Origin of the sequence: Cruoricaptor ignavus, from assembly GCF_900141665.1 — a bacterium.
Lineage (GTDB): Bacteria > Bacteroidota > Bacteroidia > Flavobacteriales > Weeksellaceae > Cruoricaptor > Cruoricaptor ignavus.
Genome location: NZ_FQYI01000010.1, coordinates 55,512 through 82,271, shown reverse-complemented (window position 1 = coordinate 82,271; position 26,760 = coordinate 55,512). Strand labels below are relative to the sequence as shown.

Annotated in this window: 23 protein-coding genes and 3 tRNA genes; 17 read left to right on the top strand and 9 right to left on the bottom strand. The window is 44.9% G+C overall.

Annotated elements, in window-relative coordinates; all coding sequences use genetic code 11:
• Positions 1–394: 394 nt before the first annotated feature.
• The 3 genes from BUB43_RS09770 to BUB43_RS09760 all read right to left on the bottom strand — a co-directional run bounded on the left by BUB43_RS09770 (position 395) and on the right by BUB43_RS09760 (position 733).
• Positions 395–468: transfer RNA gene (locus tag BUB43_RS09770), tRNA-Arg, on the bottom strand.
• A gap of 97 nt (positions 469–565) precedes the next feature.
• Positions 566–640: transfer RNA gene (locus BUB43_RS09765), tRNA-Pro, on the bottom strand.
• A gap of 9 nt (positions 641–649) precedes the next feature.
• A tRNA-Ser gene (locus tag BUB43_RS09760) sits at positions 650–733 on the bottom strand.
• Between the two features lie 123 nt (positions 734–856).
• Between BUB43_RS09760 and BUB43_RS09755 the strand changes: the two genes are divergently transcribed.
• Genes BUB43_RS09755 through BUB43_RS09745 form a run of 3 tightly spaced genes read left to right on the top strand, consistent with a single transcriptional unit; the run spans position 857 to position 3,832 of the window.
• The gene (locus BUB43_RS09755; protein ID WP_073180630.1) at positions 857–1,885 is read left to right on the top strand and encodes an N-acetylmuramoyl-L-alanine amidase; all 1,029 of its coding nucleotides are present in this window, start codon (positions 857–859) and stop codon (positions 1,883–1,885) included.
• Positions 1,886–1,910: 25 nt separating this feature from the next.
• Complete coding sequence (locus BUB43_RS09750; RefSeq protein ID WP_073180629.1) at positions 1,911–2,792, top strand: glycosyltransferase family 2 protein; 882 nt, start codon at positions 1,911–1,913, stop codon at positions 2,790–2,792.
• Positions 2,768–3,832 carry a hypothetical protein gene (locus BUB43_RS09745; protein WP_083541267.1) on the top strand — a complete coding sequence of 355 codons (1,065 nt, stop codon included), beginning with the start codon at positions 2,768–2,770 and terminating at the stop codon, positions 3,830–3,832. The genes BUB43_RS09750 and BUB43_RS09745 overlap by 25 nt, the downstream gene beginning before the upstream one ends.
• 10 nt (positions 3,833–3,842) lie before the next feature.
• On the opposite strand, the gene BUB43_RS09740 is transcribed toward BUB43_RS09745, so the two are convergent.
• The gene (locus BUB43_RS09740; RefSeq protein ID WP_073180627.1) at positions 3,843–5,315 is read right to left on the bottom strand and encodes a lipopolysaccharide biosynthesis protein; all 1,473 of its coding nucleotides are present in this window, start codon (positions 5,313–5,315) and stop codon (positions 3,843–3,845) included.
• 212 nt (positions 5,316–5,527) lie between these two features.
• Here BUB43_RS09740 and BUB43_RS09735 point away from each other — a divergent pair, with 212 nt between their 5' ends.
• From BUB43_RS09735 to BUB43_RS09715, 5 genes are all read left to right on the top strand, one after another.
• Positions 5,528–7,192, top strand: coding sequence for a DEAD/DEAH box helicase (locus BUB43_RS09735; protein ID WP_073180625.1), 1,665 nt, complete (start codon positions 5,528–5,530; stop codon positions 7,190–7,192).
• Between the two features lie 88 nt (positions 7,193–7,280).
• The gene (locus BUB43_RS09730) at positions 7,281–7,925 is read left to right on the top strand and encodes a DUF47 domain-containing protein (RefSeq protein ID WP_260200764.1); all 645 of its coding nucleotides are present in this window, start codon (positions 7,281–7,283) and stop codon (positions 7,923–7,925) included.
• Positions 7,926–7,979: 54 nt separating this feature from the next.
• Positions 7,980–8,951: a polyprenyl synthetase family protein gene (locus BUB43_RS09725; protein ID WP_073180623.1), complete on the top strand. Its 972-nt coding sequence runs from the start codon at positions 7,980–7,982 to the stop codon at positions 8,949–8,951.
• Entirely contained in the window at positions 8,951–9,919 is a 969-nt protein-coding gene (locus tag BUB43_RS09720; protein ID WP_073180621.1) for a GSCFA domain-containing protein, read from the top strand. The genes BUB43_RS09725 and BUB43_RS09720 overlap by 1 nt, the downstream gene beginning before the upstream one ends.
• Complete coding sequence (locus BUB43_RS09715) at positions 9,912–10,676, top strand: TatD family hydrolase (RefSeq protein WP_073180619.1); 765 nt, start codon at positions 9,912–9,914, stop codon at positions 10,674–10,676. Before BUB43_RS09720 ends, BUB43_RS09715 begins: the two co-directional genes overlap by 8 nt.
• An 18-nt stretch (positions 10,677–10,694) precedes the next feature.
• Here the strand turns inward: BUB43_RS09715 and BUB43_RS09710 are convergent, their stop codons facing one another.
• From BUB43_RS09710 to gldB, 3 genes are read right to left on the bottom strand one after another with little or no spacing between them, the layout of a single operon-like run.
• Positions 10,695–11,846 carry a cystathionine gamma-synthase gene (locus tag BUB43_RS09710; protein ID WP_073180617.1) on the bottom strand — a complete coding sequence of 384 codons (1,152 nt, stop codon included), beginning with the start codon at positions 11,844–11,846 and terminating at the stop codon, positions 10,695–10,697.
• Between the two features lie 25 nt (positions 11,847–11,871).
• Entirely contained in the window at positions 11,872–12,195 is a 324-nt protein-coding gene (gene gldC, locus BUB43_RS09705; protein ID WP_073180615.1) for a gliding motility protein GldC, read from the bottom strand.
• 14 nt (positions 12,196–12,209) lie between these two features.
• A complete protein-coding gene (gene gldB, locus BUB43_RS09700) occupies positions 12,210–13,190 on the bottom strand; it encodes a gliding motility lipoprotein GldB (RefSeq protein WP_073180614.1) in 981 nt (326 codons plus the stop codon).
• A 60-nt stretch (positions 13,191–13,250) separates the two neighbouring features.
• On the opposite strand from gldB, the gene nadE reads away from it, so the two are divergent.
• On the top strand, positions 13,251–14,039 hold the full coding sequence (nadE, locus tag BUB43_RS09695; protein ID WP_073180612.1) for an NAD(+) synthase: 789 nt from the start codon (positions 13,251–13,253) through the stop codon (positions 14,037–14,039).
• 20 nt (positions 14,040–14,059) lie between these two features.
• Positions 14,060–14,329, top strand: a complete 270-nt coding sequence (locus BUB43_RS09690) for a hypothetical protein (RefSeq protein ID WP_073180610.1) — start codon at positions 14,060–14,062, stop codon at positions 14,327–14,329.
• Positions 14,330–14,387: 58 nt separating this feature from the next.
• On the opposite strand, the gene BUB43_RS09685 is transcribed toward BUB43_RS09690, so the two are convergent.
• Positions 14,388–15,752, bottom strand: coding sequence for a T9SS type A sorting domain-containing protein (locus tag BUB43_RS09685; RefSeq protein ID WP_073180608.1), 1,365 nt, complete (start codon positions 15,750–15,752; stop codon positions 14,388–14,390).
• Positions 15,753–15,779: 27 nt separating this feature from the next.
• Positions 15,780–18,308, bottom strand: a complete 2,529-nt coding sequence (locus BUB43_RS09680; protein ID WP_073180606.1) for a TonB-dependent receptor domain-containing protein — start codon at positions 18,306–18,308, stop codon at positions 15,780–15,782.
• A gap of 161 nt (positions 18,309–18,469) precedes the next feature.
• On the opposite strand from BUB43_RS09680, the gene BUB43_RS09675 reads away from it, so the two are divergent.
• From BUB43_RS09675 to BUB43_RS09645, 7 genes are all read left to right on the top strand, one after another.
• On the top strand, positions 18,470–19,159 hold the full coding sequence (locus BUB43_RS09675) for a response regulator transcription factor (protein ID WP_073180604.1): 690 nt from the start codon (positions 18,470–18,472) through the stop codon (positions 19,157–19,159).
• Entirely contained in the window at positions 19,159–20,211 is a 1,053-nt protein-coding gene (locus BUB43_RS09670) for a sensor histidine kinase (protein ID WP_073180602.1), read from the top strand. Before BUB43_RS09675 ends, BUB43_RS09670 begins: the two co-directional genes overlap by 1 nt.
• Positions 20,212–20,286: 75 nt before the next feature.
• Positions 20,287–20,838, top strand: a complete 552-nt coding sequence (locus BUB43_RS09665) for an IS1096 element passenger TnpR family protein (protein ID WP_073180600.1) — start codon at positions 20,287–20,289, stop codon at positions 20,836–20,838.
• A complete protein-coding gene (locus tag BUB43_RS09660; protein ID WP_260200761.1) occupies positions 20,747–22,240 on the top strand; it encodes an alpha-amylase family glycosyl hydrolase in 1,494 nt (497 codons plus the stop codon). The genes BUB43_RS09665 and BUB43_RS09660 overlap by 92 nt, the downstream gene beginning before the upstream one ends.
• 32 nt (positions 22,241–22,272) lie before the next feature.
• On the top strand, positions 22,273–23,067 hold the full coding sequence (locus BUB43_RS09655) for a thymidylate synthase (RefSeq protein WP_073180598.1): 795 nt from the start codon (positions 22,273–22,275) through the stop codon (positions 23,065–23,067).
• A gap of 18 nt (positions 23,068–23,085) precedes the next feature.
• Positions 23,086–25,593: a M1 family metallopeptidase gene (locus tag BUB43_RS09650; RefSeq protein ID WP_073180596.1), complete on the top strand. Its 2,508-nt coding sequence runs from the start codon at positions 23,086–23,088 to the stop codon at positions 25,591–25,593.
• A gap of 272 nt (positions 25,594–25,865) precedes the next feature.
• On the top strand, positions 25,866–26,759 hold the full coding sequence (locus BUB43_RS09645; protein ID WP_073180594.1) for a DnaJ C-terminal domain-containing protein: 894 nt from the start codon (positions 25,866–25,868) through the stop codon (positions 26,757–26,759).
• Position 26,760 lies beyond the last annotated feature (1 nt).

Here is a 26,760-nt window from a genome sequence, read left to right as displayed (position 1 = left end):
TGCCCTTGAAAACTATATTTCGTCGGCCAACCTATCCCTCTCAGGTTGCTCCTCAGCAGAGCCTAATTCCGTTTCGGTTGGCAGGTGCAAATTTCAATTGAAAAAACTATATTTACAAACTGTCAAAAAAGTAGACCACTTACCAAAATACTTCCGTCTTCGCTACAAACCACCCCATAAACAGGGTGGTTTTTTGTTGTCACCCCGGAAACACCCCCGAAATTACTGTTTTTTGAAAAATTTGTGTTCGTTGAGATACTCTGCTTAGTCCCCAACTTTTGTTCTTGATCCTTAGTTCCCAACTTTTGTTCGTGATCCTTTTTATGTGTTACCTATGTGTTACCCAATAAAAAATAAAGACTTACAATTTCTTGTAAGTCTTTGATTATCAATGTGAGCGCGATAGGATTCGAACCTATGACCGTCTGCTTAGAAGGCAGATGCTCTATCCAGCTGAGCTACGCACCCGGAATTTTTTAACTGAATTTTATGACCGTTCCGAGAAAATCGGAATGCCTTATCCCGTTACCTTAAAATAAAAAATTCCCGAAGGAATTTTGAAAAGTCGGGGCGGCAGGATTCGAACCTGCGACCTCCTGGTCCCAAACCAGGCGCGATGACCGGACTACGCTACGCCCCGTATATTGTGCGGAGAGACAGGGACTCGAACCCTGGCGACGGTTACCCGCCGACAGATTAGCAATCTGCTCCGTTACCACTCCGGCACCTCTCCAAAAAAATCTAATGAACGCTTTCGCAATTGCGAGTGCAAATATAGAACAGTTTTTATTATTTAACAAAATTTTTTGCCTGGAATTTTTTGTATTTTTGAACTTTAACCAAGAAAAATATAACTATGTTACGCAAGTATCTGTATTTCATAGGTTTACCTATATTGCTGCTCTCCTGCGCCTCTAATAAGAATGCTCAGAAATCCGCTCAGAAAGTTCAGCAGGGGGCCTCTGCGCAGACAACTAATCAGGCAGCTACGGCTAATAAATCTGAAAACAGACCTTCGGTGGAGCGCCACTCCGGGGTAGAATTTTACACCGTGAATATCGCGGATATATCAAAAAATGATAATACCATAAGCCACTCCTCCATTGCCACGGCAAGGCCCGCAGGGTATAAAGTTACCAAAGATTTCTTCCCCGCCGTGGCACAGAATTTCCGGCAAAAGTTCATCATCCTGCATTATACCGCGATAGATAATGAAAAATCAATCCGTGTACTTACGCAAAAATCAGTAAGCGCGCATTACCTCGTAAATGATTTGCCGGATAAAGAAATATACCAGCTCGTAGATGAGAATAAACGCGCCTACCACGCGGGCATCAGCTCCTGGCGCGGGAGCAGTAACCTTAACGATACCAGCATCGGCATTGAGATCGTAAATGAATCTACAGATCTGCCGGGTGGCGGCTATCGGTTTATGCCGTTCCCGGAGCACCAGTACCGCAAGGTAGCTGCATTGGTAAAAGACCTCGCCACGAGGTACAATATACCCCCTACGAACATCATTGGCCACTCCGATGTGGCGCCTACGAGGAAGCAGGACCCGGGGCCTACTTTCCCGTGGAAGCGCCTCTACACCGAATATAATCTGGGTATGTGGTATGACGATGCTACAAGAAATATGTACCTGATGCAGATGGACGCAGAGGATTTCGCAGTGCAGGTGGCCTCGCCGCAGATGGTGTTTAAGTACCAGACGATGCTTCGTGATTTCGGCTACGATATCCAGCCGAGCGGCCAGCTGGATTCCGCCACGCAGAAGACCATAGCGGCCTTCCAGTACCACTTTCGTCCAGAAAAATACAGCGGGGTAATGGATCTGGAGACCTATGCCATCCTACAGGCACTGCTGCAGAAATATCCGAAATAGAAGTCGTAAATTCCCCGAAGTACCTTTGAATTTTCTTATAATAATTCCTGCGCACAACGAGGAAGCGTTTATTGCCTATTGCCTGAAGTCCCTGCAAAGGCAACGATACCGAGATTTTAGGGCTGTCATTGTAAATGACGGTTCCACTGACGCTACTCGGGATGTATGTGTTGATTTTTTAAATAATCATAATGATTCGAGGTTTACGATATTAAATCTGCAAGCATCTCACCACCAGCCCGGCGCGAAGGTAGTGAGAAGTTTCAACGCGGGGTTAGAAACTCAAAATCTTCAGCATTTTGATATAATATGCAAATTTGATGCGGATATTATTTTCCCCGAAAACTACCTCGAAGAATTAGCTAAAGTGTATGCTGAAAATCCCTGTGCGGGTATGGTCTCCGGTCTGGTGAAAATTTCTTCGAAAAAGCCCATTGCCGAGGATGCTTTTGACTTTTCTGATAGTGATGAGGTTTGGAAGTTTGAAAATATATCATCAAAAAATCATGTGCGCGGCCCAGTAAAATCTTACCGGAGAGGCTGTTTCGAGAAAATCGGCGGGCTGCGGCCGGTGCTGGGATGGGATAATATTGATGTGATGCTCTCGGAAATTTCTGGTTATGAGGTTGTTACAATTAAAAATCTTTGGGTAAAACACCTTCGGCCTACCGCTTTCAAATACCAAGGGCAGCGCGCAGAAAAGCTTGGTGAGTATTTTTATAACATCGGACTGGACTTGCCGCTGACGATTCTTTCTGCAGCGAAGGAAGCAAGGAAGGGCGGTGGCGTACAGAATTTTTTCATTATCTTAAAATCCTATCTTCGCCAGCGTGGCAGGAGGGTTTTGACTAAATATGAAATAAGGGAGGTGAGGAAATTGCGATGGAAAAAAATTCTCGTGCGATGAGCAGGCGCATAGCCTACATTGAGCTGGATACGCACGCGGAAATCCTGGCGAACCTTATGAAGCTTTCGGAGGGTAGCGAAGATTTTTCATTCAATTTTTTTATTTCCGAAAAAATTGCCGAAAGGCTCAGCCTACACCACTGCCCCGAAAATGTAAACATCGTAAAACCCAGAGAACTTTTAAAAAAAATAAACAGCCAGAGTTTTGATCTTGTGATTATCGGCACGGCGCATCGGAATTTTAATATTTATCAAAAAATAAGCAAAAAAAATAAGATTGCCATAATTGTTCACAATTTAAATTTTTCACAATCATCTGGGTTCCGCTTGTTCAGCTCAGTTTTTAAAAAAGAGCAGCTTTTCAGGTTGAAGCTGCTTTTTCTCGAAGGACTTCTGAGGGCCCCCCGGCTTTACCAAAATGCCGATTTTCAGCTGGTTTTAGACAAGGAAATAAGCGGAGAAAGGCAGATGTTTTTTCCAATTTTTTATAGAAAAAATCAAGGTAAAACTTCGCAAATGCCTTTGCGGATCGTGGTTCCCGGGCAGGCATCTCAGCAGCGGAGGGATTATCGGCGAATTTTAAAGAAAATGGAAGATTTTCGCCTGTCGTGGGAATTTATTTTTTTGGGAAAGGCAGAGGGCGAGGAGCTGGGGTGGATTAGGAAAGCAGAAAAATTATTGGCGCCGCGTCTCAAACTCCGTTTTTTTACCCAAAAAGTATCTCAGGAAAATTTTGACCGACTGCTAAATTCTGCTTCCGTGCTGTGGTGCCCACTGCAATCGGAAACGGAATTTTTTTCCATCAGAGAAATTTACGGCAGGACTAAAATGTCGGGCAACCTCGGTGATGCCATCTCTGCGGGCCGGCCGGCGATTTTCCCCGAAAATTATCCTGAAAACGATTATCCGTTTATCCTGCGGGAGTCGGCGGAAGTTGAAAATCAGCTGGTGAATGCTTCGGCAGAGGACTTTTCAGGATTTGAATTTTCGGAGGTTCGCAAAGAGTTTATAGCTGTTTTATCTCGACTTTTAGCTGAGTGATTGTCATTCGTTATGGTAAAAATTTGCCAAGAAAAGTCTGCTTAAGATATTGTTTTAAAGGGAAAATCTGCAGAAAATAATTTCCTGTAAGAATGAAAGCGAGGGAGACGGCGGGCTTGTAAAAAAGATTGATCAGGGGGTTTTGAAAATTCGGAAGGAGAATCACGAGAGTAATCGCCAGTCCGGAAACGATCAGCAGGAAGCCCATCTCCATCGTAAAAGGTAATACCCTGAATTTCACATAGTTAAAACAAACTTTTACGATGTTAAAAACCGTCAGCGAAATGGCCGTAGCAAGCGCCACCCCTATGATGCCCAGCTTGGTGTGGCGTATGAAAAGGTAATTTAAGAGAATGGTAGTGGCGGCAAGCAGGAGCATCACCACTATGTTCAGCCGGTAGTATTTTGACAATGAGATAATATGCCCGTTGAAACCCGTAGCGAGATCGAAAAGCATTGCGCTTCCCAGCAGCCAGATCACTGGCTCCGCCTCCCTCAGCTGGTCGCCATTTTTAATGAAATGTGTAAGATAGGGGAAGCCGGAAAGTATGCAGGAAAAAAGCACCACGCCGAGGAAAAATAATGAGAGGGAGGTGCCCTTGTAAAACCTGTCCAGTTCCTCCATATCCCTGTTTTCCAGAGACTTATTAATGATGGGTGCGGAGATGTTATGGATGCCCATCTGCGGTATCATAATGAGCGACATTATGTTCAGCAAGGTGCTGTAGACGCCGTTCTGCGCCATAGAAATGTGCTCGCCGATCATATAATTATCAATCCTGAACGCGATATAATTCCCGATATTTCCCAAAAATCCGAACAGGCTGTAGCTGAACATCGCGCGGTAAAGCCGGTTTTTGCGAAAAACCTCCAGGCTGAAATCCGGGCGGATGCCGTGTATGCGCCGCGTGTAAAGTCCGTAGCCCATCAGTGCCGAAAAAAATACCGTGACGAAGAAACTCAGGGCAAATTGTTCACTCATCCCTGCGAAGAAAAATAGGCAGAACGCGCCAATATTTGCAAGTTTGGGGAATATGGAATCGAAGATATTCGAGACTGCGATTCTCTTGAAATTCGTCAGGAATTTGTTGAAAATCTGTGAGAGCGCAATTAGTAATATCAGGGGGATAATGGTGTATCTGTAGCGCCAGATCTCCAGAGATTTTTTTTCAGGAAAAATTTTAAAAAAAACAGAAAAAAAGCCCAGAAACAGTAGAAAATTCACAAGTACCAGCAGGAGGGAAACCGTCAGCAAACTGTTCGTTTTTCCTGCGGACTCAAAATTTGAAAAAAACTTTACGCCAGTGAATGAAATTCCGAAAACCACGAAGGGCGCCATCATCTCCGCAGTGGGGAGGATGAAGCGCAGCTTGCCGTAAAATTCCATATCCTGGGGGAAGAGGAACAGCGCGGCGAGGGTGCCTATCAGGAAACCCAGGTATCCTATAAGTGTGTAGGTAAGGCTTTGCTTGGCTATACTCATAAATGTCGAGAGAGGGGCAAATTTAATGAATTGTGTTAAAATAATGTTAAAACGAATTTGTCGTTATTTTTTTGCGGGTAGTTGTTTCAGCCAGGATTAATTTCATTGATCGAATTTCCCTCATAAATGTTTGATATTCAAAAAGAAAATTTATAACTTTGTCGGCTTGCAAGAAAAAAAAACGGTATCTTTGCAAAAATTTTCTCTTTTTAATGACTTTATTTTCTGAAACTGAACTGCGCCCGGAAATCCTCCAGGCGGTCAGCGATTTGGGCTTTGAGCGACCAACCGAAATTCAGCAGCAGACAATCCCCTTTATTTCTTCAGACTCGCGCGACCTTATCGCGCTGGCTCAGACCGGGACGGGGAAAACTGCGGCCTTCTCCCTCCCGATCCTTGATATGATAGATGAATCCAGCAGGAAAATCCAGCTCCTCGTACTTTGCCCTACCCGGGAGCTCTGCCTGCAGATCGCCAAGGATATAAAAAATTTTACAAAATACCTCCCGAATGTAAAATCCGTCGCAGTATATGGCGGCAGCAGCATAATGGAGCAGATCCGCGCACTGAAAGAAAAGCCGCAGATCATAGTGGGTACGCCGGGGCGCGTTATTGACCTCATTAACCGCAAAGCGCTGGATTTTTCTGAGATCCAGTGGCTGGTGCTGGACGAGGCCGATGAGATGCTCTCCATGGGGTTCAAGGACGATCTGGAAACCATCCTCAGCGAGACTCCTGAAACTAAGCAGACGCTGCTCTTCTCCGCTACGATGAACCGCGAGGTGGAGCGCATTTCTAGAAATTACCTTACAGAGCCGCACAGAATTTCAGTAGGGAAAATTAATGAGGTTAAGAAAAATATCCGCCACGAATATTATGTTGTGGGCGGCCGCCAGAAGCGCGAGGCGCTGAAGAGGCTCATAGACGCAAATCCTAACCAGTATTCTATCATTTTCTGCCGTACCAGGATGGAGACGCAGGATGTGGCAGATTTCCTTATGCAGAACGGCTACGCTGCAGATGCGCTCCACGGGGACCTGTCCCAGGCGCAGCGCGATACCGTGATGAAGAAATTCCGCCTGAAAAATATTGACATACTTGTGGCTACCGATGTGGCTGCCCGCGGGCTGGATGTAAATTCCCTCACCCATGTGATCCACTATTCGCTGCCGGATGACCCGGAAGTCTTCGTACACCGCAGCGGCCGTACCGGGAGAGCAGGGAAGGACGGCATCTCCATGGCGATCATAAAACCGGAAGAAAGCCGCAAACTGCGGCAGATAAAAGCTTCGACCAAAATAGAAATAGAAGAAGCGCAGATCCCGACCGGGGAAGAAATCATAAAGGCGCAGGTGGGCGGCGTTTTTGAGAAACTATTTACTGAGCACGAGGATTATTTTGAATTTGACGACAGCCTAATTCCAGATGTTTCCGAGTTCAGCAAGGAGGAGCTGGTGCACAAGCTGCTGCAGTTTCAGCTGCGCGATCTTGCTATGTACTATAAGGATAAGAAAGATTTGAGCTCTCAGGACCTTGTAGAGGAAGCCGAGGGGCGCAGAGATCGCCGTGGCAGGGAACGCGACCGCGGCAGAGGAAAGGAGCGTGGCGAAAGACGCCGCAATACCCGCGGAAGCGAGAATATGACGCGCTTTTTCTTCAACCTGGGGAAAAAAGACAACCTCCGCAAAACCGATGTACTGGATATCATCAACAAAGCATCCGGGAAATCCAGGCGCAGGCCAGACATCGGGGATATAGAGATTATGGAAAAATTCAGCTTCTTCGAGGTGGAGAAATCTTTTGAGAATGAAATTCTTAGCAATATTTCGGCAATGAAGTTCAAAGGCAGGGACATGCGTGCCGAGGTTGCGAACTGATTTAATAATTTATTAACATTCAGGCGGCAGTTCTGTTAGGCTGCCGTTTTTTTTTGCCGTATTTTTGCATTTTCCTGCAAGAAATTCAGTGAGATTTTGGAATAATATATTTGGTAAATTAAACACCACAGGCTACGATGTATATTTTGATTTGTTTAAAGAATCAGCAGCTAACCTCGTGGCTATGAGCGATATATTGTATAACGGAATCTCGGAATATGATACTTACGACGAGAATGTCCTCCAGACGCTCAGCGATCTTGAGCATAAAAATGATGAGCTTACGCATACGCTGTTCCTGGAGCTGGGGAGAAAATTTGTGAAGACTTCCGTGCGAGAAGATTTATCTTCCCTCGCCTCAGCGTTGGACGACATTGCTGATTATATGTACTCTGCGGCCAAATATATCTATCTCTACAAATCTCCGGAGATTAAGATTTATGCAGAATTTGCGCATCTTATCCGCCACTGCTGCGTGGAGATACAGAATGCGTTGAGGGCTCTGAGAGAATTTAAGGACATAAATGCCGCGCGGGAGAGTATCATAAAAATCAATTCTATGGAGAACATCGGTGACGAGCTTCTCACCCAGGCAATGCTGCAGCTGTTCGAAAGCGGCGATGCCGTGCGGATTATCAAGGTAAAAACAGTTTTGGATTTTCTTGAAGAGGTAACGGACCGCGCCGAGGATGTCGCCAATATCCTTGAGAACATTATCCTTAAATACACCTGAAAGCTGCCATTGCGCCATTGCTCCACTTTTTTTTAATTTTGTGAACGATTAGTTATGGAGTTTTTAGCAAAATATCAGCAGATAATTTCTCAGGAAATTGATAGTAATTCCTTTAAACAAAAACCCTCAGAGCTTTATGAGCCGCTGAACTACATCCTGAGCTACGGGGGGAAGCGGATCCGCCCGGTACTGCTGTTGCTTGCCGCAGACATTTTTGGCGAAAACCTTGCAAAGGCAGTGCGTCCGGCTCTTGCGATAGAGTTTTTCCATAATTTTACCCTGATCCACGATGATATTATGGATGAAGCTCCGCTCAGGAGGGGCATAGCTACCATCCATTCCATCCACGGCATCAGTACGGGGATCCTTTCCGGCGATGCCCTGCTGATAAAATCTTACCGGTATTTTGAAGAGCTGGAACCTGAGCTTTTCAAAAAATGTATTTCCCTATTTTCGGGAACTGGGGAAATGCTGTGCGAAGGCCAGCAATTGGATATCAACTTTGAAAGCACAGACAGCGTGTCCTTTGAGGAATATGAGGAAATGGTGACCAAGAAGACTGGGGTGCTGCTGGCTGCTGCCCTGAAGATGGGTGCCCTGATTGGGGGTGCCGCTGCGCAAGATGCGGATAGCCTTTACAACTTTGGCATAAATGCCGGAATCGCATTTCAGATGATGGACGACTACCTTGATGTATTCGGCAGCCAGGAGCAGGTAGGGAAGAGGCGCGCGGGGGACATTTACGAAAATAAAAAGACGATTCTTTACATCCTTGCCCTGCAGAATGCGGATGCCCAGCAGCAGGACGAGCTGAAGTACTGGTACTCGAAAAAAACGGAAAATACCGACAAAATCTACGGGGTGGAAAAAATTTTCAGAAGCACGAGCGCGGATACGAAAACCCTGGAATTTATCCGCGAATACCATCAGCGCGCTTTGGAATCTCTCAATGAAAGCACATTGACAGAGGAAAAGAAAAAACCTTTCAGAGATTTCGCTCACTCGCTGCTCCAAAGAGAATTCTGATGAATTTCCGAACAGAAGTCTGCATTCCGGATTCTGAAAAAAAAATCCAGCCGGATGACCGGATTTTTTCCATAGGTTCCTGTTTTGCTTCAGAGATTTCCTCTCTGCTGGGTAAGGGGCAGCTGCAGGTTTACAATAATCCCTTTGGAACTTTGTTCAGCCCATACTCTGTCAATCAGGCGGTAAAGCGCCTTCATCAGGCAAAATCATATTCTGATGAAGATTTAATAACTTTCGGAGGAAAATTTATCTCTCTCGACCACCACAGCAGTTTCGACACGCCTTATGCCCACCGGACGCTGGAACGGATTAATGCTGAAATAGATGCAGGAAATGCCTTTCTGCAGGAGGCTCGGTGGGTGCTGATCACTTACGGCACCTCCTTTATTTATGAGTTTTTGCCGAAAAAAAACCTGGTTGCCAATTGCCGAAAAATTCCGTCTAAATTTTTCAGGAAAAGATTGCTGAGTGCCGAAGAACTGAATTCGTCCATCGGAGAAAGCGTTTCGCTGCTTCGCGACATCTGCCCGCGGGAGGCTCAGATTCTGCTGACCGTTTCCCCGGTACGGCACACGAAGGACGGTTTTGCTGAAAACACTCTCAGCAAAAGCAAACTCATTACCGCTATTCACGAGGTGGCCCATAGTTTGGAGTTTTGCACTTATCTTCCTGTTTATGAGATAGTTATGGATGATCTCAGAGATTATAGATTTTACGCAGAGGATATGATTCACCCAAATAACCAGGCAATAAATTATATTTTTGAAAAGTTCGGAAATGCATATTTCTCTGACGAGACTATGGATTTTCTGGATGAAAATTTCCGGATACAGCGAGCGTTCCGGCACCGCCCTACCGACCCCAGCAGCGAAGATCACCAACATCTTCAGCAGAAAATCCGTGAGCAGATAGCCCGCCAGCAAGCATTGGTGAAGCACAAAATTTTCCAAGATTTTATAAATGATTGATACCCACACACACCTTTATTCGGATGAGTTTGAGGAAGACAGAGATGAGGTGATCCTCAGGGCGCTCTCGGCAGGAGTGGAAGCCTTCTGTCTGCCGGCGATAGACTCCGGAACTCACGATAAAATGCTACAGCTGGAAGCGAGGTACCCGGACACTATGCATGCAATGATGGGGCTTCACCCGGTATCCGTACAGCAGGACAGCTGGGAGCAAGAAGTGGGGATAGTAGAGAATTACCTGAAGCAACGGAGATTTTGCGCCGTCGGCGAAATTGGTATTGATCTCTATTGGGATGCTTCCACGCTTGATATTCAAAGGCTTGCGTTTGCAAGGCAGATTGAACTTGCGCTGCAGTACGATTTGCCTATTGTGATACACAGCCGCAACAGTTTTGATGAAACTTTTGAGGTTTTAGAAGAAAAAAAATCTTCAAAACTCCGTGGAGTTTTTCACTGCTTTTCCGGCGATTTACAACAGGCGCAGAGAGCCGTTGATTTGAATTTTAAACTCGGAATTGGCGGTGTAGTAACCTTCAAAAATGGGAAAATCGACCAGTTTCTGAATCAGATCGCCATTGAAAATATAGTACTGGAGACGGATTCGCCGTATCTTGCGCCAGCTCCCTACCGCGGGAAACGCAATGAAAGCGCGTATATTGAACTCATTGCCTCGAAGCTGGTGGATATTTATGGTATTGGTTTCAGCGAGATAGATCGAATAACCACAGAAAATGCCCGCAAAATCTTTGGGATTTAATGTTTTACGGGCATTAATTTACAATGAATCAAAAGCACTGGTGAGATCATTAAGTAAATCGTCTGAATCTTCTATTCCCACGCTAAGCCGTACCAAATCATCAGTGATGCCGAGCTCTTTCCGCTTTTCTTCAGGGATGGAAGCGTGCGTCATCATAGCAGGATGGTTTGCCAGGGATTCCACTCCGCCCAGGGATTCCGCGAGAGTGAACACTTTGAGGTTTTCCAGGAATTTTACCGAATCTTCTTTTCTTCCTGATTTAAAAGTAAATGACAGCATCCCGCCGAATTTTTCACCCATCTGTTTCCTGGCTAATTCATATTGCGGATGGCTGCTTAACCCGGGATAATATACTTTATCAACTAAATGATGATTTCTTAAAAATTCCGCGATTTTTTTACCATTTTCTGAATGCCTTTCCATTCGCAAGGCTAAGGTTTTTATACCCCGGAGTACGAGGTAAGAATCCATAGGGCCTAGGATGCCGCCGGAGGCAAACTGGAGAAAATGCAGCTTTTCTCCAAGAGTCTCATTCTTGGTAATCAGCGCTCCCGCCACCAAATCTGAATGCCCGCCGAGGTATTTTGTAGCCGAGTGCATTACGATATCCGCTCCCATATCCAGCGGCCTTTGAGCGTACGGCGTTGCAAAGGTATTATCCACAGCCACCAAGATTCCGCGTCCTGAAACGAGTTTTACCACCGCCTCAATATCCACCAGTTTCATCAGTGGATTTGTTGGAGTCTCAAGCCAAATTAGCTTTGTTTTTTCTGTAATTAATTCAGAAATTTTTGTGATATCCTCAAAATTCACAAAATTGAAAGTGAGACTGTACTTTTCATAAATTTTCGTAAACATTCTGTAAGTTCCACCATAAAGATCGTCCACAGCAATCACCTCGTCTCCAGGGGTGAGGAGTTTTAGAACGCAGTCAATTGCAGCCAGGCCGGAAGCAAAAGCGAGCCCTCGCGTGCCATTCTCAATGCTTGCAAGGCTGTCTTCCAGCGCCTGCCTCGTGGGATTCGCTCCTCTGGAATACTCGTATCCGGCTCGCAGCTCGCCCGGAGTTCTTTGTTTGAAAGTGGATGTGAAAAATACTGGCGGATTTACTGCACCTGTGTGGGGCTCAGCTATCTGCCCGCCGTGGATTACTTTTGTATTAAATTTCATTTTTTTTTAAAATCAATAGTATTAATCATTTTATAGCCGCCCGAACAGCAAATTCATCTGCCAATCTCTCCATCCAGTCAGCAACATCTTCTTCTCCTGTGGCGCGCTCATAAGTACTCGCCAGAGACAGATAAATCTGGTGTATGAATATTTTCATATGATCCAAAGGCATATCTTTTGCCCAGAGATCAATGCGAAGGGCTTCTCTCGTTTTATCGTCCCATACAGAAAGCATCACGGCTTTAGTTTCTTGGTTTTCAACCCCACCGTCGGGCGCATTCCAGGTCAATTTCTCCGGGATATGGTTTTCATCAAGCTCTATATCTATGGAAATCTGGCTTTTTTTCATTATGAATTTAATAATTATTTCGGGTTATATTGAGATTTGTTAAAAATTTCTGTGGCATCCATTTTCAGGAATTCTTTCAAAGTTGTATCTGGATTTTTGTCAAGAAAGCTGCGACAAATCATCCAGCCGATGAAGATGCCAATTTGTGGCGAGCTGCTGTTGTCTACCTCAGTATAAAACTTGGAGAATGGGCCTTCTTCTATGAACCTGCCATTCAGCCTCACATCATCGCTGAAAACGATGTCATTTTCCACAAAAAAATTCCAGACATTCCCTTCGTTGGCCTGCGCCCACTTCAGCTGCTCCTCTGTGTAGCCCATTTTCACTGCATCTGAAGTTTTGGGTAAAAGAGCATCTGTAAGAATCATTCGCTTCCCGGCATAGATTATCCTGTCTATGAACTTTTGATTGTCAGACGAAAAAGGTACAAATTGCGCCGTTACCGTCTGAGAAACTTTTGGCAGAATATTCTGCGGATTCATAGATTTCTGCAGGTATTTTTCTACTCCTGCATAATACCGGTTGCCCTCGCCCATAAATTGGGACAGATCGATGAAGAGCATCTTATCCATGGGAGAGTATAAGATTGCATCCGCTTCAGACTGCATTGACGAAGAATAAACAAATGTCTGAGGAGTCTGAAAATCAGGGAAATAGGCTGTTGTCTGTGCGAAAAAATTACCAAGGTCAGTGGAAAGCTTTCCTAAATTATTCTTACTGATTGCCTCTTTATAGATGGCTATTTCTGCGGAATCTCGCCGCCGTTTTTCAAAATCTTCATTCGATACGCTGCCCTGAAACCAGGGATATTTTTGTACAAATTGTTCTGTGCCCAAATCTTTGCTATAAAAATCTGCAGATATATCTGTAATTTTTAGCGGCGCCGCTTGCGGAATCTTTACTGTTTCCCATCGTTCTTTTTCATTTGGTTTTTTGCAGGAAATTGCAGAAATAAAAAGTATCAGAAGGTATAGGCAGGTTCTGTGGAACTTCATTATTTTTACAGATGTATTGCAAAATTAATGATTTTGACTTTAGAATTTAATCCGTAACATATGAACACTGAAAAAGTAGCGGCGCATATTACTGAATGGCTCCGAGATTATGCAAAATCTGCTGGAGTGAAAGGCTATGTAGTCGGCGTTTCCGGAGGAGTAGATTCCGGCGTGGTTTCCACACTTTGCGCGATGACAGGACTGAATTTATTGGCTATGGAATTGCCGATCCGGCAGAAGGGCGACCAATCTTCACGGGCAAAAGAGCATCTGGATTTCCTCACGGGGAAATTTTTAAATGTGAAGGCGATAAGTGTGGATTTAACGCCGCCGTTTGAAAAAATTTTCCAAATTTTCAATACAGGGAATGAAGACAATGCCTACGCTGATCTTGCTTTTGCAAATACCCGGTCCCGTCTTCGGATGCTCACGCTGTATCATTTTGCCCAGCTCAATCAGCTTTTGGTTTGCGGCACTGGGAATAAAGTGGAAGATTTCGGCATAGGGTTTTTTACAAAATATGGCGATGGCGGGGTGGATGTATCTCCGATAGGTGATCTTTATAAAACCGAAGTTTATGAATTAGCACGCTTTCTCAATTTACCGAAATCCATTAAAAACGCGATTCCTACGGATGGTTTGTGGGATGCGGAGCGCACGGATGAACAGCAGATTGGTGCCACATATCCTGAGCTTGAAAAAATCCAGGAGGAATTTGGAACGAAAACGGAAGCAGATTACTCCGGAAGGGATTTGGAAGTTTACCAGATTTTTTCACGGATGAACCGAGCCGCCCAGCATAAACTTAAGCCTATCCCTGTTTGTGAAATTCCGGAAGATTTACGATAAAATTTTAAAAATTGATAGATATGAGGATTGACTTTAGTAATATTGGTGATTACGAAGATTTCTACTCAGAGATAGCAGGAAAGCAGGAATGGGCAGGCGGCTTTATTAATGATTTGAAAACATTTATGGAGGAGATAAAGAAAAATGAGCACCTTCAGCTGGAATTCATCAATATGAGTGTCGGCCAGCTGGAAGATTTTGAAGAATTGCTGGAGATGCTCGATGATTTAAGCAGCGAGCTTAGTAATTTTGTTTTTACCTATCGCCTGGAACAGTTTGATAGTGAATAAAATTGGTATAAAAAAGGCTGCTCTTTTGAGCAGCCTTAATACATAAGAGTGAAATCACTTATTTTTTGATGATCTTAGCTGTTGCTGTCTCACCTTCTGCTGTCTGCACTTTTACCACATAAGTTCCTTTAGCAAGGCCGTTCGCATTTACAGTTTTGCCAGAAGCTTTTAGTACAGATCTACCAGCCATATCAACTACTTCTACGCTGTTTACTTTCTTGTCAGTAACCACTGTGAATTCAGAAGATACTACGGATGGAACAACTTTTACAGAAGTGCTGAATTTAGCAACATCGGATGCACCAAGAAGCGCCCAGCTTGCTGCCCAAGCTGGTACATCAAGACCGTTTCCAGCACCAGTAGCAGCTTCGTTAATTGTGTAATAGCCAGTATTAGGCTCAATTACGATACTTCCACCTGCATTAGGTTTAATAACGAAATTTCTTTCGTTATCTACAAACTTAATGTTAGTAAACTTGTTTAGACCGGTAAAGTTAACAATCGTTTCATCGTGCTGAAGCGTAACGCCATCCGCCCAACCTGCAAAGATTGCATTATCAACAGTACCTCCCGAACCTACACGGAATAGGTTAGTTCCGGCACCCTCATTATCGGTTGTTCTTTGACCAATAAATGTAATATTCTTGAGAGTTGGATTTGACATTGGGGTAGCAGTCCTTTTCTTTGAATTGTTATCCGCCTCTATACCTCTGTTTCCAACATTTGGCAGATTTCTTACGCTGTAAACATTGGTAGCAGTTCCAGTCCAACCCTCAGTCCAGTCAAACGCATCATCTTCGTTATCCTGAAGATAGATGTTGCTCATATTCACTGTCCCACCGAACATTTCGATACCGTCGTCAGCACCGTTGATAATAGAAACATTATTGATAACAGTTCCGTTACCTACGCCGAAAAGAGAAAGACCATTGTACTCTTTAAACTCGTTGAAACGCGCACCGGAATAAAGAATTTTTGTGTAAGTAATGGAACCGCTGTTATCAGCTACATCAGAACCACCGTAAGGTACATTGGCCACCTCAGTAGTACCGGAAGCGCCCGGAGCACCGATGTTGATAGGCGCACGACCTGCGATCACGATACCGCCCCAATCAGCATTCTTTGGCTGCGCATTAGCTGAAGTAAAGATTACAGGTTGTTGCTCAGTACCGTTCGAGAAGATTTTACCACCTTGCTTTACAACGACATAAGCCTCAGTTGCACCATTAGATTTTACGATAGTTCCTGGCTCAAGTACTAGGGTACCTCCCTCTTCTACTGTAAGAGAGCCAGTAAGTCTGTAATCTACACCCGCTTTAAGGGTTTTTGTTTGTCCGGCAGCGACTACGCCGTTCACACTTTCCTGTGCTGAAAATGTTGCTACTGCAGCAATTGCAAGCACACTTGTCAAGATTTTTTTCATGATAAAAAAATTAAGTTAAAATTGATGTTAAAAATTATACCCCAAAGATAGTCCAAAATCTCTGCCGTTTCGGAATTCGTATGTTACATTATTGTTATCATTTGCCTGCTCTCTCTTTATTTTTGGATTAATGAGGTTCTTCGCTTTGGCACTTATTGAGATTCTGTCCAGAGAAAATTTAAGAGTCGCATCCAGCAGGCTTATCGGTTTCTGATAAATATTACCCGTATGGTCAGAAGACAGAGAGTAAAGATACTCACCTACATAGGAGTAGGACACTACGAAATCCATTTCTTTTTTATCCTTGAATTTCTGGTTCCAGCCTAAGTTGGCGTTTGCTACAAAATCCGCGGCTCCCTGCAGCTTATCTTTGGTCTTATCAAAATTAACAGACAGGTTGGATGTTTCTCTTATTACTTTTTCAATGTCCAGATCACTCTCGGAATCCATATAGGTTGCATTGGCAAATCCGTAGATTCTGGATCTGTCAAATTTAGCAATATCCTTACGGATCTCGGCTTCTAACCCAAGCACTCTAGCTTTATCACCTACATTTAGGTAAGAATAGTAGAATGCTGACGAGTTAATAAGTGAGCGGGCAATAGGATTTTCTATGAATTTTCCAAAGGCGGTAATCGAAATCACCTCCCCGCTCTTAGGGAACATTTCCCACTTGATGTCTATATTGTTATTATCAGACGGGTAGAGAAGCGGGTTACCCACTGTTTCCTCAGAAACATCATTATAGATAAATGGCGCCATCTCCTTCAGCTGAGGAAGCGTATAGGTTCTGGAAGCAGCAAACCTCAGATTATTCTTGTCGTTAAGAGCATACTTGAGATTTAGCGCAGGCAACCATTTATCGTAAGTGAATTTTACGGCACTACCAGGGATTCCCGTTTCGAAGTTCGTATCCCAGTCAATATCCTGCTTAATGTTTTCATATCTCACACCCAGCTGCCCGGTAAAGTTTTCACCAAGTCTGTATTCTGCATTGGCAAACCCGGAGTGAACATCCTGTGTGCCGTCGAACCTGATTGGTTTAAGATTGTCTACTCCGTAGTTACTGCTGATACCAAAAAATCCTTTCGTATAATTTTGTTGGTTGTAGATGAAATCGATATCGTTTACATCATCCACCAATGCTCTTGTGCCAGATTTTCTGGTATCCCATTTGAAGTCCACCTGCCGGGATTCAAAGTCTCTGTTCTTGCCTCTGCCCTGGTATCCGAGGGTAAACTTACCGTTGTCGTTGAACTGATAAGTGAACGCGATATTCCCAGCCCATTCCTTATCGTTCAGTTCATCCCAGTATCTGTTGGTGGCGCCGCCATCTCTTCTCAGTTCATATTTACCTTCGTATTCGTTGAAATACAAGAAATTGGAGATCCTGTCCGGGCGCTCGCTATTTAGGTAATTGTATCCTGCGATCCAGTTGATAGTGAACTTGTCATTTAGTTTATGATCACCGCCCAACTGGTTTACAAAGAGGTGAGTATGTTTGAAATCAGACCTTCTGAGCAAGCCATTGTAATCTTCCGCCACATCCCTTACATAACCTTTATGAATTCTCGTTTCCTGCTCGGATCCGTGGATGTAGTTGGAGAATAATTTCAGGGTATGCTCTGCGTTTAGGCGGTAGATAAAGTTGAGGAGCGCCGTGGTATTCGTTCCGTAGGAGTATTTTTTTGAATCATTGTAATCGTTGAAAATCGTCTCCTTTCCAAAGAAACCTTCGCGTCCTTCCTTGTATTTATAGCTATTGTCAAATCCGGCAAAGATGAAAGTATTGAGCCTGCCCGTTTCCCCAATTTTAAAAGTCCTGCCGCCTGAAAGGCTGAATTCCGTATTGAGTGGGGTAAAATTCCTCGGTCCGAAACCGTCTTTAAAGTTCCAGCTGGCATAATTATAGGATTTCAGCGGGTTGTCTGGCAGTTTGTTGGATTTGAAACCTGTCCAGGTTGGGCCCTGGGCCATGTAAAACGGCTTATTGCCCAGGTCGATAATTTGGGAATTAATTCCGCTGCCAAGCTCTACACTGAAGAAAGGCTTGCCTGCGTGTTCGCGGGAAGCAATATTAATATTGGCACCGCCGAAATCTCCAAGAAGCCTCGGCTGATAAACCTTTTCAAGGTCGATGAACTCAATCATATCCGTCTTGAAAAGACCCAGATCTATATTCTTGTTTTCAGGGTCATCCGCCGGAATCGGCAGGCCGTTCATAGAAGTGGTATTATACCTGTCCAGCAAGCCGCGTACGGAGATGGTGCTGGAGCCCTCCTGCTTTACGGTACCGGTAGCCTTTGTCACTGCGGTAGCCACATCGCTCACGCCCTGCTTGGAGAGCTGTACGGCACCCACGCGCTCTATCACTTCTACAGAGCGTTTCTGCACATTGATGATGCTGTTCTCCGTATTCTTTTTTGCAGCGGCGCGGATCTGTACGCCCTCTATTCTTTTTTCATTCTTAGCAGCTGTGCTGTCCTGCTGCCCATACACTACTGCGGCTGTTCCAAAGAGGAAAGCAACAGCGATACCTGTAGATCTTATATTCATATTTCCTTACTAAATATATTTCGGTGCAAAGAAAATATTTCTAAACGATATATGCAGCATTTTTATATTAAGTATTTGTTAACAAAGTATCTGGGTTTAAATTGTAAAAAAATGCTGTTTAATATTTTCATTTTTATAATTTTGGGATAAGTTTTATCAACATGGAAGAATCGGTTTTTTCAAAGAAAATCCTGCTGATAGATGATGAGCAGGATATTCTGGAAATTATGTCCTATAATCTCGAAAAAGAGGGCTACGAAGTCTATATGGCAGATAACGGGGAAGACGGGGTCTCGCTTGCCAAAGAAGTGATCCCGGATCTGATACTTCTCGATGTGATGATGCCCGGCAAAGACGGTATAGAAACCTGCAAGGAACTGCGCCAGCAAACGGAGCTGAGGAACACCCTCATCGTTTTCCTATCCGCCCGCGCGGAAGAATTCTCTCAGCTTGCGGGCTACCAGGCGGGGGCAAATGATTATGTGATCAAAGTCATCAAGCCAAAAGTTCTTATTTCCAAAATAAATGCACTGCTGAAGCTGCAGACCACCAGCATGCCGGAAGATAAGATACTCTCGGTAGGGGAGCTGCAGATAGATAGGGAAAACTTCCGCGTATCCAGGGGCAGCGAGGCGATCCTTCTACCAAAAAAGGAATTCGACCTGCTCTACCTGCTGGCCACCAACACCCAAAAAGTTTTCAAAAGGGAAGAAATCCTGGAAAAAGTTTGGGGGAATGAAGTAGTGGTAGGAGAGCGCACCATAGATGTCCATGTGCGCAGGCTGCGAGAAAAACTTGGCGACTCCTCCATACAGACGCTTAAAGGCATAGGCTACAAACTTATGGTGTAATGGGCAAAGGCAAGCTCGTTTTATTCACCTCGCTGACAGTTACCCTGCTCATCATGCTGATCGTCTTCCTTTGGAACTACCTCCAGAGCAATTTAATCAAAAAAGATGTAAACCAGCTTCTGATCATCATCATCTGCGGGCTAATGATATTCACGGTAAACTATTTCGGGGCAGATATGCTCTTCCGGTACTATGGCAGAAAGCAGGTAAAAAGCATAGCCGATAAGCTCCCGGTGAAGATTTTCGACGAAAAAAGACGCATAGGTTTCGAGGAACTTTCCGAGAAAATCACCGGCCTGAACGAGACCAACGACACCATGAAGCAGATGGAAAACTACCGCAAGGAATATATAGGCAATGTGTCACACGAGCTGAAGACGCCGCTGTTCTCTATTCAGGGCTATGTGGAAACCCTGCGGGACGGCGGGGTGGAAAACCTCGCCATACGCGACAAGTATCTCGAGAGGATAGCCAAATCGCTCGAGAGGCTTATAAATATTGTAAACGATCTGGATATGATTAACCGTTTCGAAGCGGGGGAAATCATACTGAACATTACCTCTTTTGACATCAACCAGCTCGTGAGGGAAATTTTCGAAATGCTGGAGTATGACGCCCAGAGCAAAGGGGCAGCGCTGAGCCTAAAGTCAACAGATAGCCGGCTTACAGTAAGCGCGGATAAGCAGAAAATTTCCCAGGTACTTATAAACCTGGTCTCCAATGCAATACACTACTCCAACCGTTCCGAGGCGCAGATAATTGTAAAAACCACTGCGCTGCTGAACAAAGTTTACATAGAAGTGGAAGACAATGGGATGGGGATAAAACCGGAAGCCCTGCCGCGCATCTTCGAGCGGTTCTACCGAGTAGAATCCAGCAGGTCCCGCAGGGCGGGCGGCTCCGGCCTGGGCCTTGCCATTGTAAAGCACATTTTGGAAGCCCACAGCGAAAATATAACGGTGGAAAGCGAGTATCTTTCGGGAACAAAATTTGCCTTTACGCTGGATAGAGCCTCCGACCCAGGCGAAATTGCATCCCCTCAGTTAAACTAAAATTTTAGTTTTGAAGCTTGGAAATTTCAGCCTATTTTTTTGCATTATCTTTGTGTTTGGTAAAATAAAAAAGCAATGATCTATAAAGTAAGGGTAATTCTGGATACAAAGGAAGATGTATTCCGCGATATAGAAATAAAGGGCAAGCAAACTTTGTGGAACCTGCACGAGGCTATCAGGAGCGCATTTAGCCTGCAGGGCGATGAGCTTAGCGTCTTCAATCTCTTTGATGAGGACGGTGCGGTTCTGAAAAGCGTGCCGCTGGAAGATATGAGCGACGAAGGGGATGGGGAAATAATGTCCGATGTCTATATAGATGAGGTTTTTCAGCAGGAGGGCGATAAACTTCAATTCCAATACGGCCTGCTGGAACTATGGGAGTTTTTCTGCGAGCTTATAGGCACCGCGGAAGGAAAATCCGCTGTAAATTATCCCGTCACCGTTTTCCGCTTTGGCTCCGTTCCTTTGAAGGCACCCGCAAAGTCTACAGATTCTACACTTCTTAACAAAACAAAGTCTGAAGATTTTGATTTGGATGAAGAATTTTACGGCGAAGATTTCGATGACGATGATGATTTTGATAATGCAGATTTTTCCGACGAATTCTACGATGATGATGAAATTTAAACAAAAACTTAACGATTTGAAAAACAATAGCTTAGCATTTTACCGAAAGAATTTAATCCTGAAAATTTCCGGCGCTGTGCTGCTTGGCGCCACACTTTTAGCCTGCACTTCGCAAAAAAATATTATGAAACAAGAAACGCCAAAAGACTGGATGCACAGCGGAAATATCTACGAAGTAAATGTGCGCCAATACACTAAGGAAGGCACTTTCCGCGCTTTTGAAGAGCACCTGCCAAGGCTGCGGAAAATGGGCGTGCAAACGCTGTGGTTTATGCCCGTAACACCCATCGCCCAGCAAAATAAAAAGGGTACGATGGGAAGCCCTTATGCAGCGCAGGATTACACCGCGATAAATCCGGAATTCGGTACGCTGGAAGACTTCAAGCATCTCGTGAAAGTATCTCATAATCAAGGCTTTAAGGTGATTATCGATTGGGTTGCCAATCATACGGGCTGGGATCATATCTGGACGAAAACGCACCCGGAATATTACCTGAAGGAAAACGGCACCTTCAAAATTGCTTCCGGAATGGATGACATCATCGAGCTGGACTACGGCAACCCTGAAATGCGGAAAGCGATGATAGATGCGATGAAGTTTTGGGTGCGGGAAACGGATATCGACGGTTTCCGATGCGATTTGGCAAGCTGGGTGGAAGTGGATTTCTGGGAGGAAGCGCGGCCGGAAGTTGAGACGCTGAAGCCGCTGTTTTTCTTGGGCGAATTTGATGAACTGGAAAATCCGGAGTACGGGAAGGTTTTCGATGCAAGCTATTCGTGGGCTTGGATGCATAAAACGCGGGATTATTACCACAATAATCTGCCGCTGAACGAACTTCGCGAAATGCTGATGCGGTACGGAGCAATCGGCGATAGTTCGATGAGAGCGTGGTTTACCACCAATCACGATGAAAATACCTGGAATGGTACGGAGTACGAAAAATACGGCGATGTTGCGCTGCCATTAGCAGTTTTTTCCGCAACCTGGAATGGCATTCCGCTGATGTATTCCGGGCAGGAATTGCCGAACCATAAGCGTTTGGAGTTTTTCGAGAAAGACCCAATCAACTGGACTGGCGATTTTCAGCTGGCGAAATTTTACAAAAAATTGTTTGAGCTGAGGGAGAAAAATCCTGCGCTTCGTGGCGGTGATTCTTCGGTGCAAACTTCTTTCGTTAAGACTTCTGCCGATGATAAAATTCTTGCCTACCTTCGGAAAAACGGTGCGGATGAAGTTTTGGTGGTTTTAAATATGTCGAAAGATTTCGTCCCGTTTGAAATTTTGGATGATCATATTAATGGTGAATTCAAAAACCATTTCACCGGCTTTCGCAGGAATTTCTCCGACAACAAATCTTTCACAATGCAGAAAGGCGATTTCGCGGTTTTCGTGAAGAAGTAAATTGTTCTCAATCTCAACCCCAACCTTCTTCAATGCAAAACTACCTCAACCTTCTTCAGCATATCTTGGACAACGGCACCGATAAAGCGGACAGAACAGGCACCGGAACAAGGAGTGTGTTCGGCTACCAGCTGCGGTTCGATTTGGAGGAAGGCTTCCCGCTGGTTACCACGAAAAAAGTCCACCTGAAATCCATAATTTACGAGCTGCTATGGTTCCTGAAAGGCGATACGAACATCGGCTACCTCACGGAAAACGGCGTTTCCATCTGGGATGAATGGGCTGATGAAAATGGAAATTTAGGCCCTGTTTACGGCGCACAATGGAGAAGCTGGAGCGGTGCTGATGGAAAAACCATCGACCAGATTTCGGAAGTTGTAGAGCAAATCAAAACCAATCCGGATTCCCGCAGGCTCATCGTTTCCGCATGGAATGTGGCGGAAATTCCCCATATGGCTTTGGCGCCCTGCCACGCACTTTTCCAGTTTTATGTGGCTGATGGAAGGCTTTCCCTACAGCTTTATCAGCGCAGCGCCGATGTTTTTCTGGGCGTGCCGTTTAACATTGCTAGCTACGCACTTCTGCAGATGATGGTGGCTCAGGTTTGCGGTTTGGGCCTGGGCGAATTCATCCACACTTTTGGCGATGTGCACATCTATAGCAACCATTTTGAGCAGGTAACAAAGCAGCTTTCACGCGAACCAAGGCCTTTGCCAAAAATGATTCTGAACCCGGAAATCAAAAATATTTTCGATTTTAAATATGAAGATTTCACACTGGAAGATTACAATCCACATCCCGGCATAAAAGCACCGGTAGCGGTGTAATTTTACATTAAAAATATTATGAAAAAAATATTCTTCTCAGCGCTGCTTTTAGGCTCGGTGTTCGCAGCTGATTTCGTCTTTGCGCAAACGGAAACTTCCGGCAGGGAAAGTATTTACCGTGCATCTCACACGAAAACTACCGAGCTGAAGCATACGAAGCTGAAGGTGAAATTCGATTTCGAGAAAGAGCAGATGAGCGGCGAAGAATGGCTCACGGCAAAGCCTTATTTCTACCCAACCGATTCACTGGTGCTGAACGCCAAAGCGATGCTCATCCACGAAGTGGCAATGCAAAACGGGGGCATGAAACAGCCTCTGAAATACGATTACCGCGATGATTTGCTGAAAATTAACCTCGGCAAAACTTTCAACCGGAACGAAGATTACACGGTTTACATAAAATATACAGCGCGGCCGAACGAAACCACCCAGAAAGGCAGCGCAGCGATTTCCGATGCAAAGGGCCTGTACTTCATTAACGCTCAGGGTAAAGATCCGGGCAAGATGACGCAGATTTGGACGCAGGGTGAAACCGAATCTTCTTCCGTTTGGTTCCCGACGATTGATAAGCCGAACCAGAAAACCACGCAGGAAATCATAATGACGGTGCCTGATAAATTCGTCACGCTTTCCAACGGCGTTCTGAAGGAATCAAAAAAGGAAGCCGGCAGCCTTCGCACAGATCATTGGGTGATGGATAAGCCGCACGCACCGTACCTGTTCTTTATGGGTGTGGGCGATTATGCAGTGGTTCGCGATAAATGGCGCAACATCCCGGTGGATTATTATGTGGAGAAGGAGTACGAGCCTTATGCCAAGCAGATTTTCGGGATGACGCCTGAAATGATAGAGTATTTTTCCAAGCTGCTGAACTACGATTATCCATGGCAAAAGTATGCACAAATGACGGCGCAGGATTATGTATCCGGAGCGATGGAAAACACTACCGCTACGCTGCACAGCGCGATGTCTCAGCAAAAGCCAGGAGATTTGATCGATGAAAACAGATGGGAAGATGTGATAGCGCACGAGCTTTTCCACCATTGGTTTGGCGATCTGGTAACGGCGGAAAGCTGGAGTAACCTCACCGTGAATGAATCTTTTGCAAATTATTCAGAATATCTGTGGAATGAGTATAAATATGGTAAAGATTTGGCGGATTATACGATGATGTCTGCGCTTCGTGGCTATAGGATGAGCCCTGGCAATTACCATAAGCATCTCGTGCGCTTCGATTACAAGAGCAGGGAAGATATGTTCGATGCGGTAAGCTATAACAAAGGTGGCGGCATCCTTCATATGCTGCGGAATTATTTGGGCGATGAAGCGTTTTTCGCCGGAATTTCGGAATACCTGAAGGCGAACGCCTTTGGAACTGGTGAAGCGCATCAGGTTCGTTTGGCGCTGGAAAAAGTCTCAGGCAAGGATTTGAACTGGTTTTTCAATCAGTGGTTTTTCGGCAGCGGTAATCCGAAAATCAGCTACACCTACAGCTATGAACCTGTGAAAAAACAGCTGCAGCTGAACATTTCACAAACGCAGACACCGCACTTCCAATTTCCTTTGGCCATCGATGTTTTCGAAGGCGGAAAAGTTTCCCGGCAGAATGTTTGGGTGGATGCAAAATCCAGCAACAGCTTCACGATTCCGGCAGCAAGCAATCCAACCTTAGTCAATCTGAATGCCGACGGAATATTGATTGCCGATATTGAAGAAAAGAAAACTTCGGCGCAGTATCTTGTTCAGTATCAGGGTTCTAAGGAATTTTTGAGCCGATGGAAAGCCGTGGAATTTGCAGCAGAAAATAACAGCGATGCGATCGCCCAACAGATTCTTGCGGCAGCATTGAAGGATCCCAACTTCAGAATTCGCATCAAAGCTTTGCAGGGATTGGATTTAACAAAAAATTCCGTCCATAAATCTGTATTTTCCGAAGTGGAAAAATTAGCGCAGAATGACCCGAAAACCTTAGTTCAGGCGGCGGCAATTTCTGCCCTGGCAAAAACCAAGGACAGGAAATACCTGCCGATTTTCGAAAAGGGCAGTCAGTCGGTTTCCAATTCGGTCAAAGGAAATTCAATTGCCGCGCTTTTCAAAATCGAGCCGGCGAAAATTGCAGCGCTGGCGGACAAGCTGGATTTGGATGGTGCCAATGAAGAACTGATAATGGCGATGCTTCCTGTGATTGTTGAGAATAAAATTGAAAGTCAGTTGCCTGCTGTAGCGCAAGTTGCAGCGTTTTACCCTTTCGTGAAATTTCAGGATGCGAAGCTTGGTGCTTCCGCTGAAGCGGCGTTCAATATGATTATGACGACGGATAACCTGAAGGCTACGCAAAATTTAACGAAGGTTTTGAAAATGACGAGCGGACAGCTTTCCGATAATCCTCAGGCTAAGATGATGATTAGCCAAATGCTGAAAGACGGGCTGGCAAAGAAGATGGAAACACTGCGCAAAAACCCGAAAAGCGAGAGCCTGCAAAGGCAGGTAGAGCTGATGAATGCAGCGATTGAAGCGTATAAGTAAAGAGCCAGGGAAAAAGTAAAAGCAAAAGTAAAAAGTTTAAGAGCCAAGTAAAAAGTAAAAGGTTTCTGAAAACTCTGTGCCTCGGTGTTTTAGGTTAAATTAAACAAAAAATCACTGTGTCGCTGTGTTTCGTTGAATGAGAAGTTTATTAGTTAAATTTAAAACGAGAATGCAAAAACTTTGTGCCTCAGTGTTTTAGAAGTTGTATTGAAAAAAAACGCTGTGCCACCGTGGTTTAAACCTAAACTTTTAACAAAAATCCAAAATATAAAGTGTTCATCGATTATTATAAAACGCTGGGCGTTTCGAAAACCGCCACACCGGATGAAATCAAGAAGGCGTACCGCAAACTTGCGCGGAAGTTTCATCCAGATGTAAATCCTGGTGACAAAGAGGCCGAGCGGAAATTTAAGGAATTGAACGAAGCCAACGAAGTGCTGAGCAACCCGGAAAACCGTGCGAAGTACGATAAATACGGCGAAAACTGGCGGCACGGCGAAGAGTACGAGAAAGCACAACAGCAGTACCGCTCTTCACAGGGTGGCGGTTTTGAAGGCTTTAGCGGAAATTTTGAAGAAGGCGATTTTTCGGAGTTTTTCCAAAGTATGTTTGGCGGCGGTTTCTCCGGCAGAAGCAGCCGTGGAAGCGCTTCCGGAAAATTCAAAGGGCAGGATGCCTACGCTGAGCTCAACCTGAATATGCGGGATGCTACCGCTACGCACCAGCAAACTTTCGACATCAACGGAAAAAAGGTGCGCATCACCATTCCTGCCGGCGTTTATGACGGGCAGCAAATCAGGCTGAAAGGCTACGGGCAGCCAGGAATAAATGGCGGACCAAGCGGCGATTTGTACATTACCTTCAACATTGCCAGCGATCCGAATTTTGACAGGGTAGGTGATGATGTGCGGATGAAAGTGCCGATAGACCTTTATACAGCGGTGCTTGGCGGCGATGTGAAGGTGGAAACTCTGAACGGAACCGTGAACCTGAAAGTAAAGCCTGGTACGCAAAACGGTGCTACGGTGAGGCTTCGCGGAAAAGGTTTCCCGGTGTATAAGGAAGATGGGAATTTTGGCGATTTATTCGTATCGTACGATGTGAAGCTGCCGACAAACCTTACGGATAAACAGCGCGAACTTTTTGAACAACTGAAAAATTCTTAAC

Bases quoted from the DNA above. Each gene is read 5' to 3' on its own strand.
- BUB43_RS09715 (WP_073180619.1), top strand. From the start codon at position 9,912: ATGATTGATACCCACACACACCTTTATTCGGATGAGTTTGAGGAAGAC.
- BUB43_RS09655 (WP_073180598.1), top strand. From the start codon at position 22,273: ATGCAAAACTACCTCAACCTTCTTCAGCATATCTTGGACAACGGCACC.
- gldB (WP_073180614.1), bottom strand. From the start codon at position 13,190: ATGAAGTTCCACAGAACCTGCCTATACCTTCTGATACTTTTTATTTCT.
- BUB43_RS09670 (WP_073180602.1), top strand. From the start codon at position 19,159: ATGGGCAAAGGCAAGCTCGTTTTATTCACCTCGCTGACAGTTACCCTG.
- BUB43_RS09690 (WP_073180610.1), top strand. From the start codon at position 14,060: ATGAGGATTGACTTTAGTAATATTGGTGATTACGAAGATTTCTACTCA.
- BUB43_RS09755 (WP_073180630.1), top strand. From the start codon at position 857: ATGTTACGCAAGTATCTGTATTTCATAGGTTTACCTATATTGCTGCTC.
- BUB43_RS09710 (WP_073180617.1), bottom strand. From the start codon at position 11,846: ATGAAATTTAATACAAAAGTAATCCACGGCGGGCAGATAGCTGAGCCC.
- BUB43_RS09685 (WP_073180608.1), bottom strand. From the start codon at position 15,752: ATGAAAAAAATCTTGACAAGTGTGCTTGCAATTGCTGCAGTAGCAACA.
- BUB43_RS09740 (WP_073180627.1), bottom strand. From the start codon at position 5,315: ATGAGTATAGCCAAGCAAAGCCTTACCTACACACTTATAGGATACCTG.
- BUB43_RS09720 (WP_073180621.1), top strand. From the start codon at position 8,951: ATGAATTTCCGAACAGAAGTCTGCATTCCGGATTCTGAAAAAAAAATC.
- BUB43_RS09665 (WP_073180600.1), top strand. From the start codon at position 20,287: ATGATCTATAAAGTAAGGGTAATTCTGGATACAAAGGAAGATGTATTC.
- nadE (WP_073180612.1), top strand. From the start codon at position 13,251: ATGAACACTGAAAAAGTAGCGGCGCATATTACTGAATGGCTCCGAGAT.
- BUB43_RS09675 (WP_073180604.1), top strand. From the start codon at position 18,470: ATGGAAGAATCGGTTTTTTCAAAGAAAATCCTGCTGATAGATGATGAG.
- BUB43_RS09725 (WP_073180623.1), top strand. From the start codon at position 7,980: ATGGAGTTTTTAGCAAAATATCAGCAGATAATTTCTCAGGAAATTGAT.
- BUB43_RS09660 (WP_260200761.1), top strand. From the start codon at position 20,747: ATGAAGAATTTTACGGCGAAGATTTCGATGACGATGATGATTTTGATA.
- BUB43_RS09650 (WP_073180596.1), top strand. From the start codon at position 23,086: ATGAAAAAAATATTCTTCTCAGCGCTGCTTTTAGGCTCGGTGTTCGCA.
- BUB43_RS09745 (WP_083541267.1), top strand. From the start codon at position 2,768: ATGGAAAAAAATTCTCGTGCGATGAGCAGGCGCATAGCCTACATTGAG.
- gldC (WP_073180615.1), bottom strand. From the start codon at position 12,195: ATGAAAAAAAGCCAGATTTCCATAGATATAGAGCTTGATGAAAACCAT.
- BUB43_RS09680 (WP_073180606.1), bottom strand. From the start codon at position 18,308: ATGAATATAAGATCTACAGGTATCGCTGTTGCTTTCCTCTTTGGAACA.
- BUB43_RS09735 (WP_073180625.1), top strand. From the start codon at position 5,528: ATGACTTTATTTTCTGAAACTGAACTGCGCCCGGAAATCCTCCAGGCG.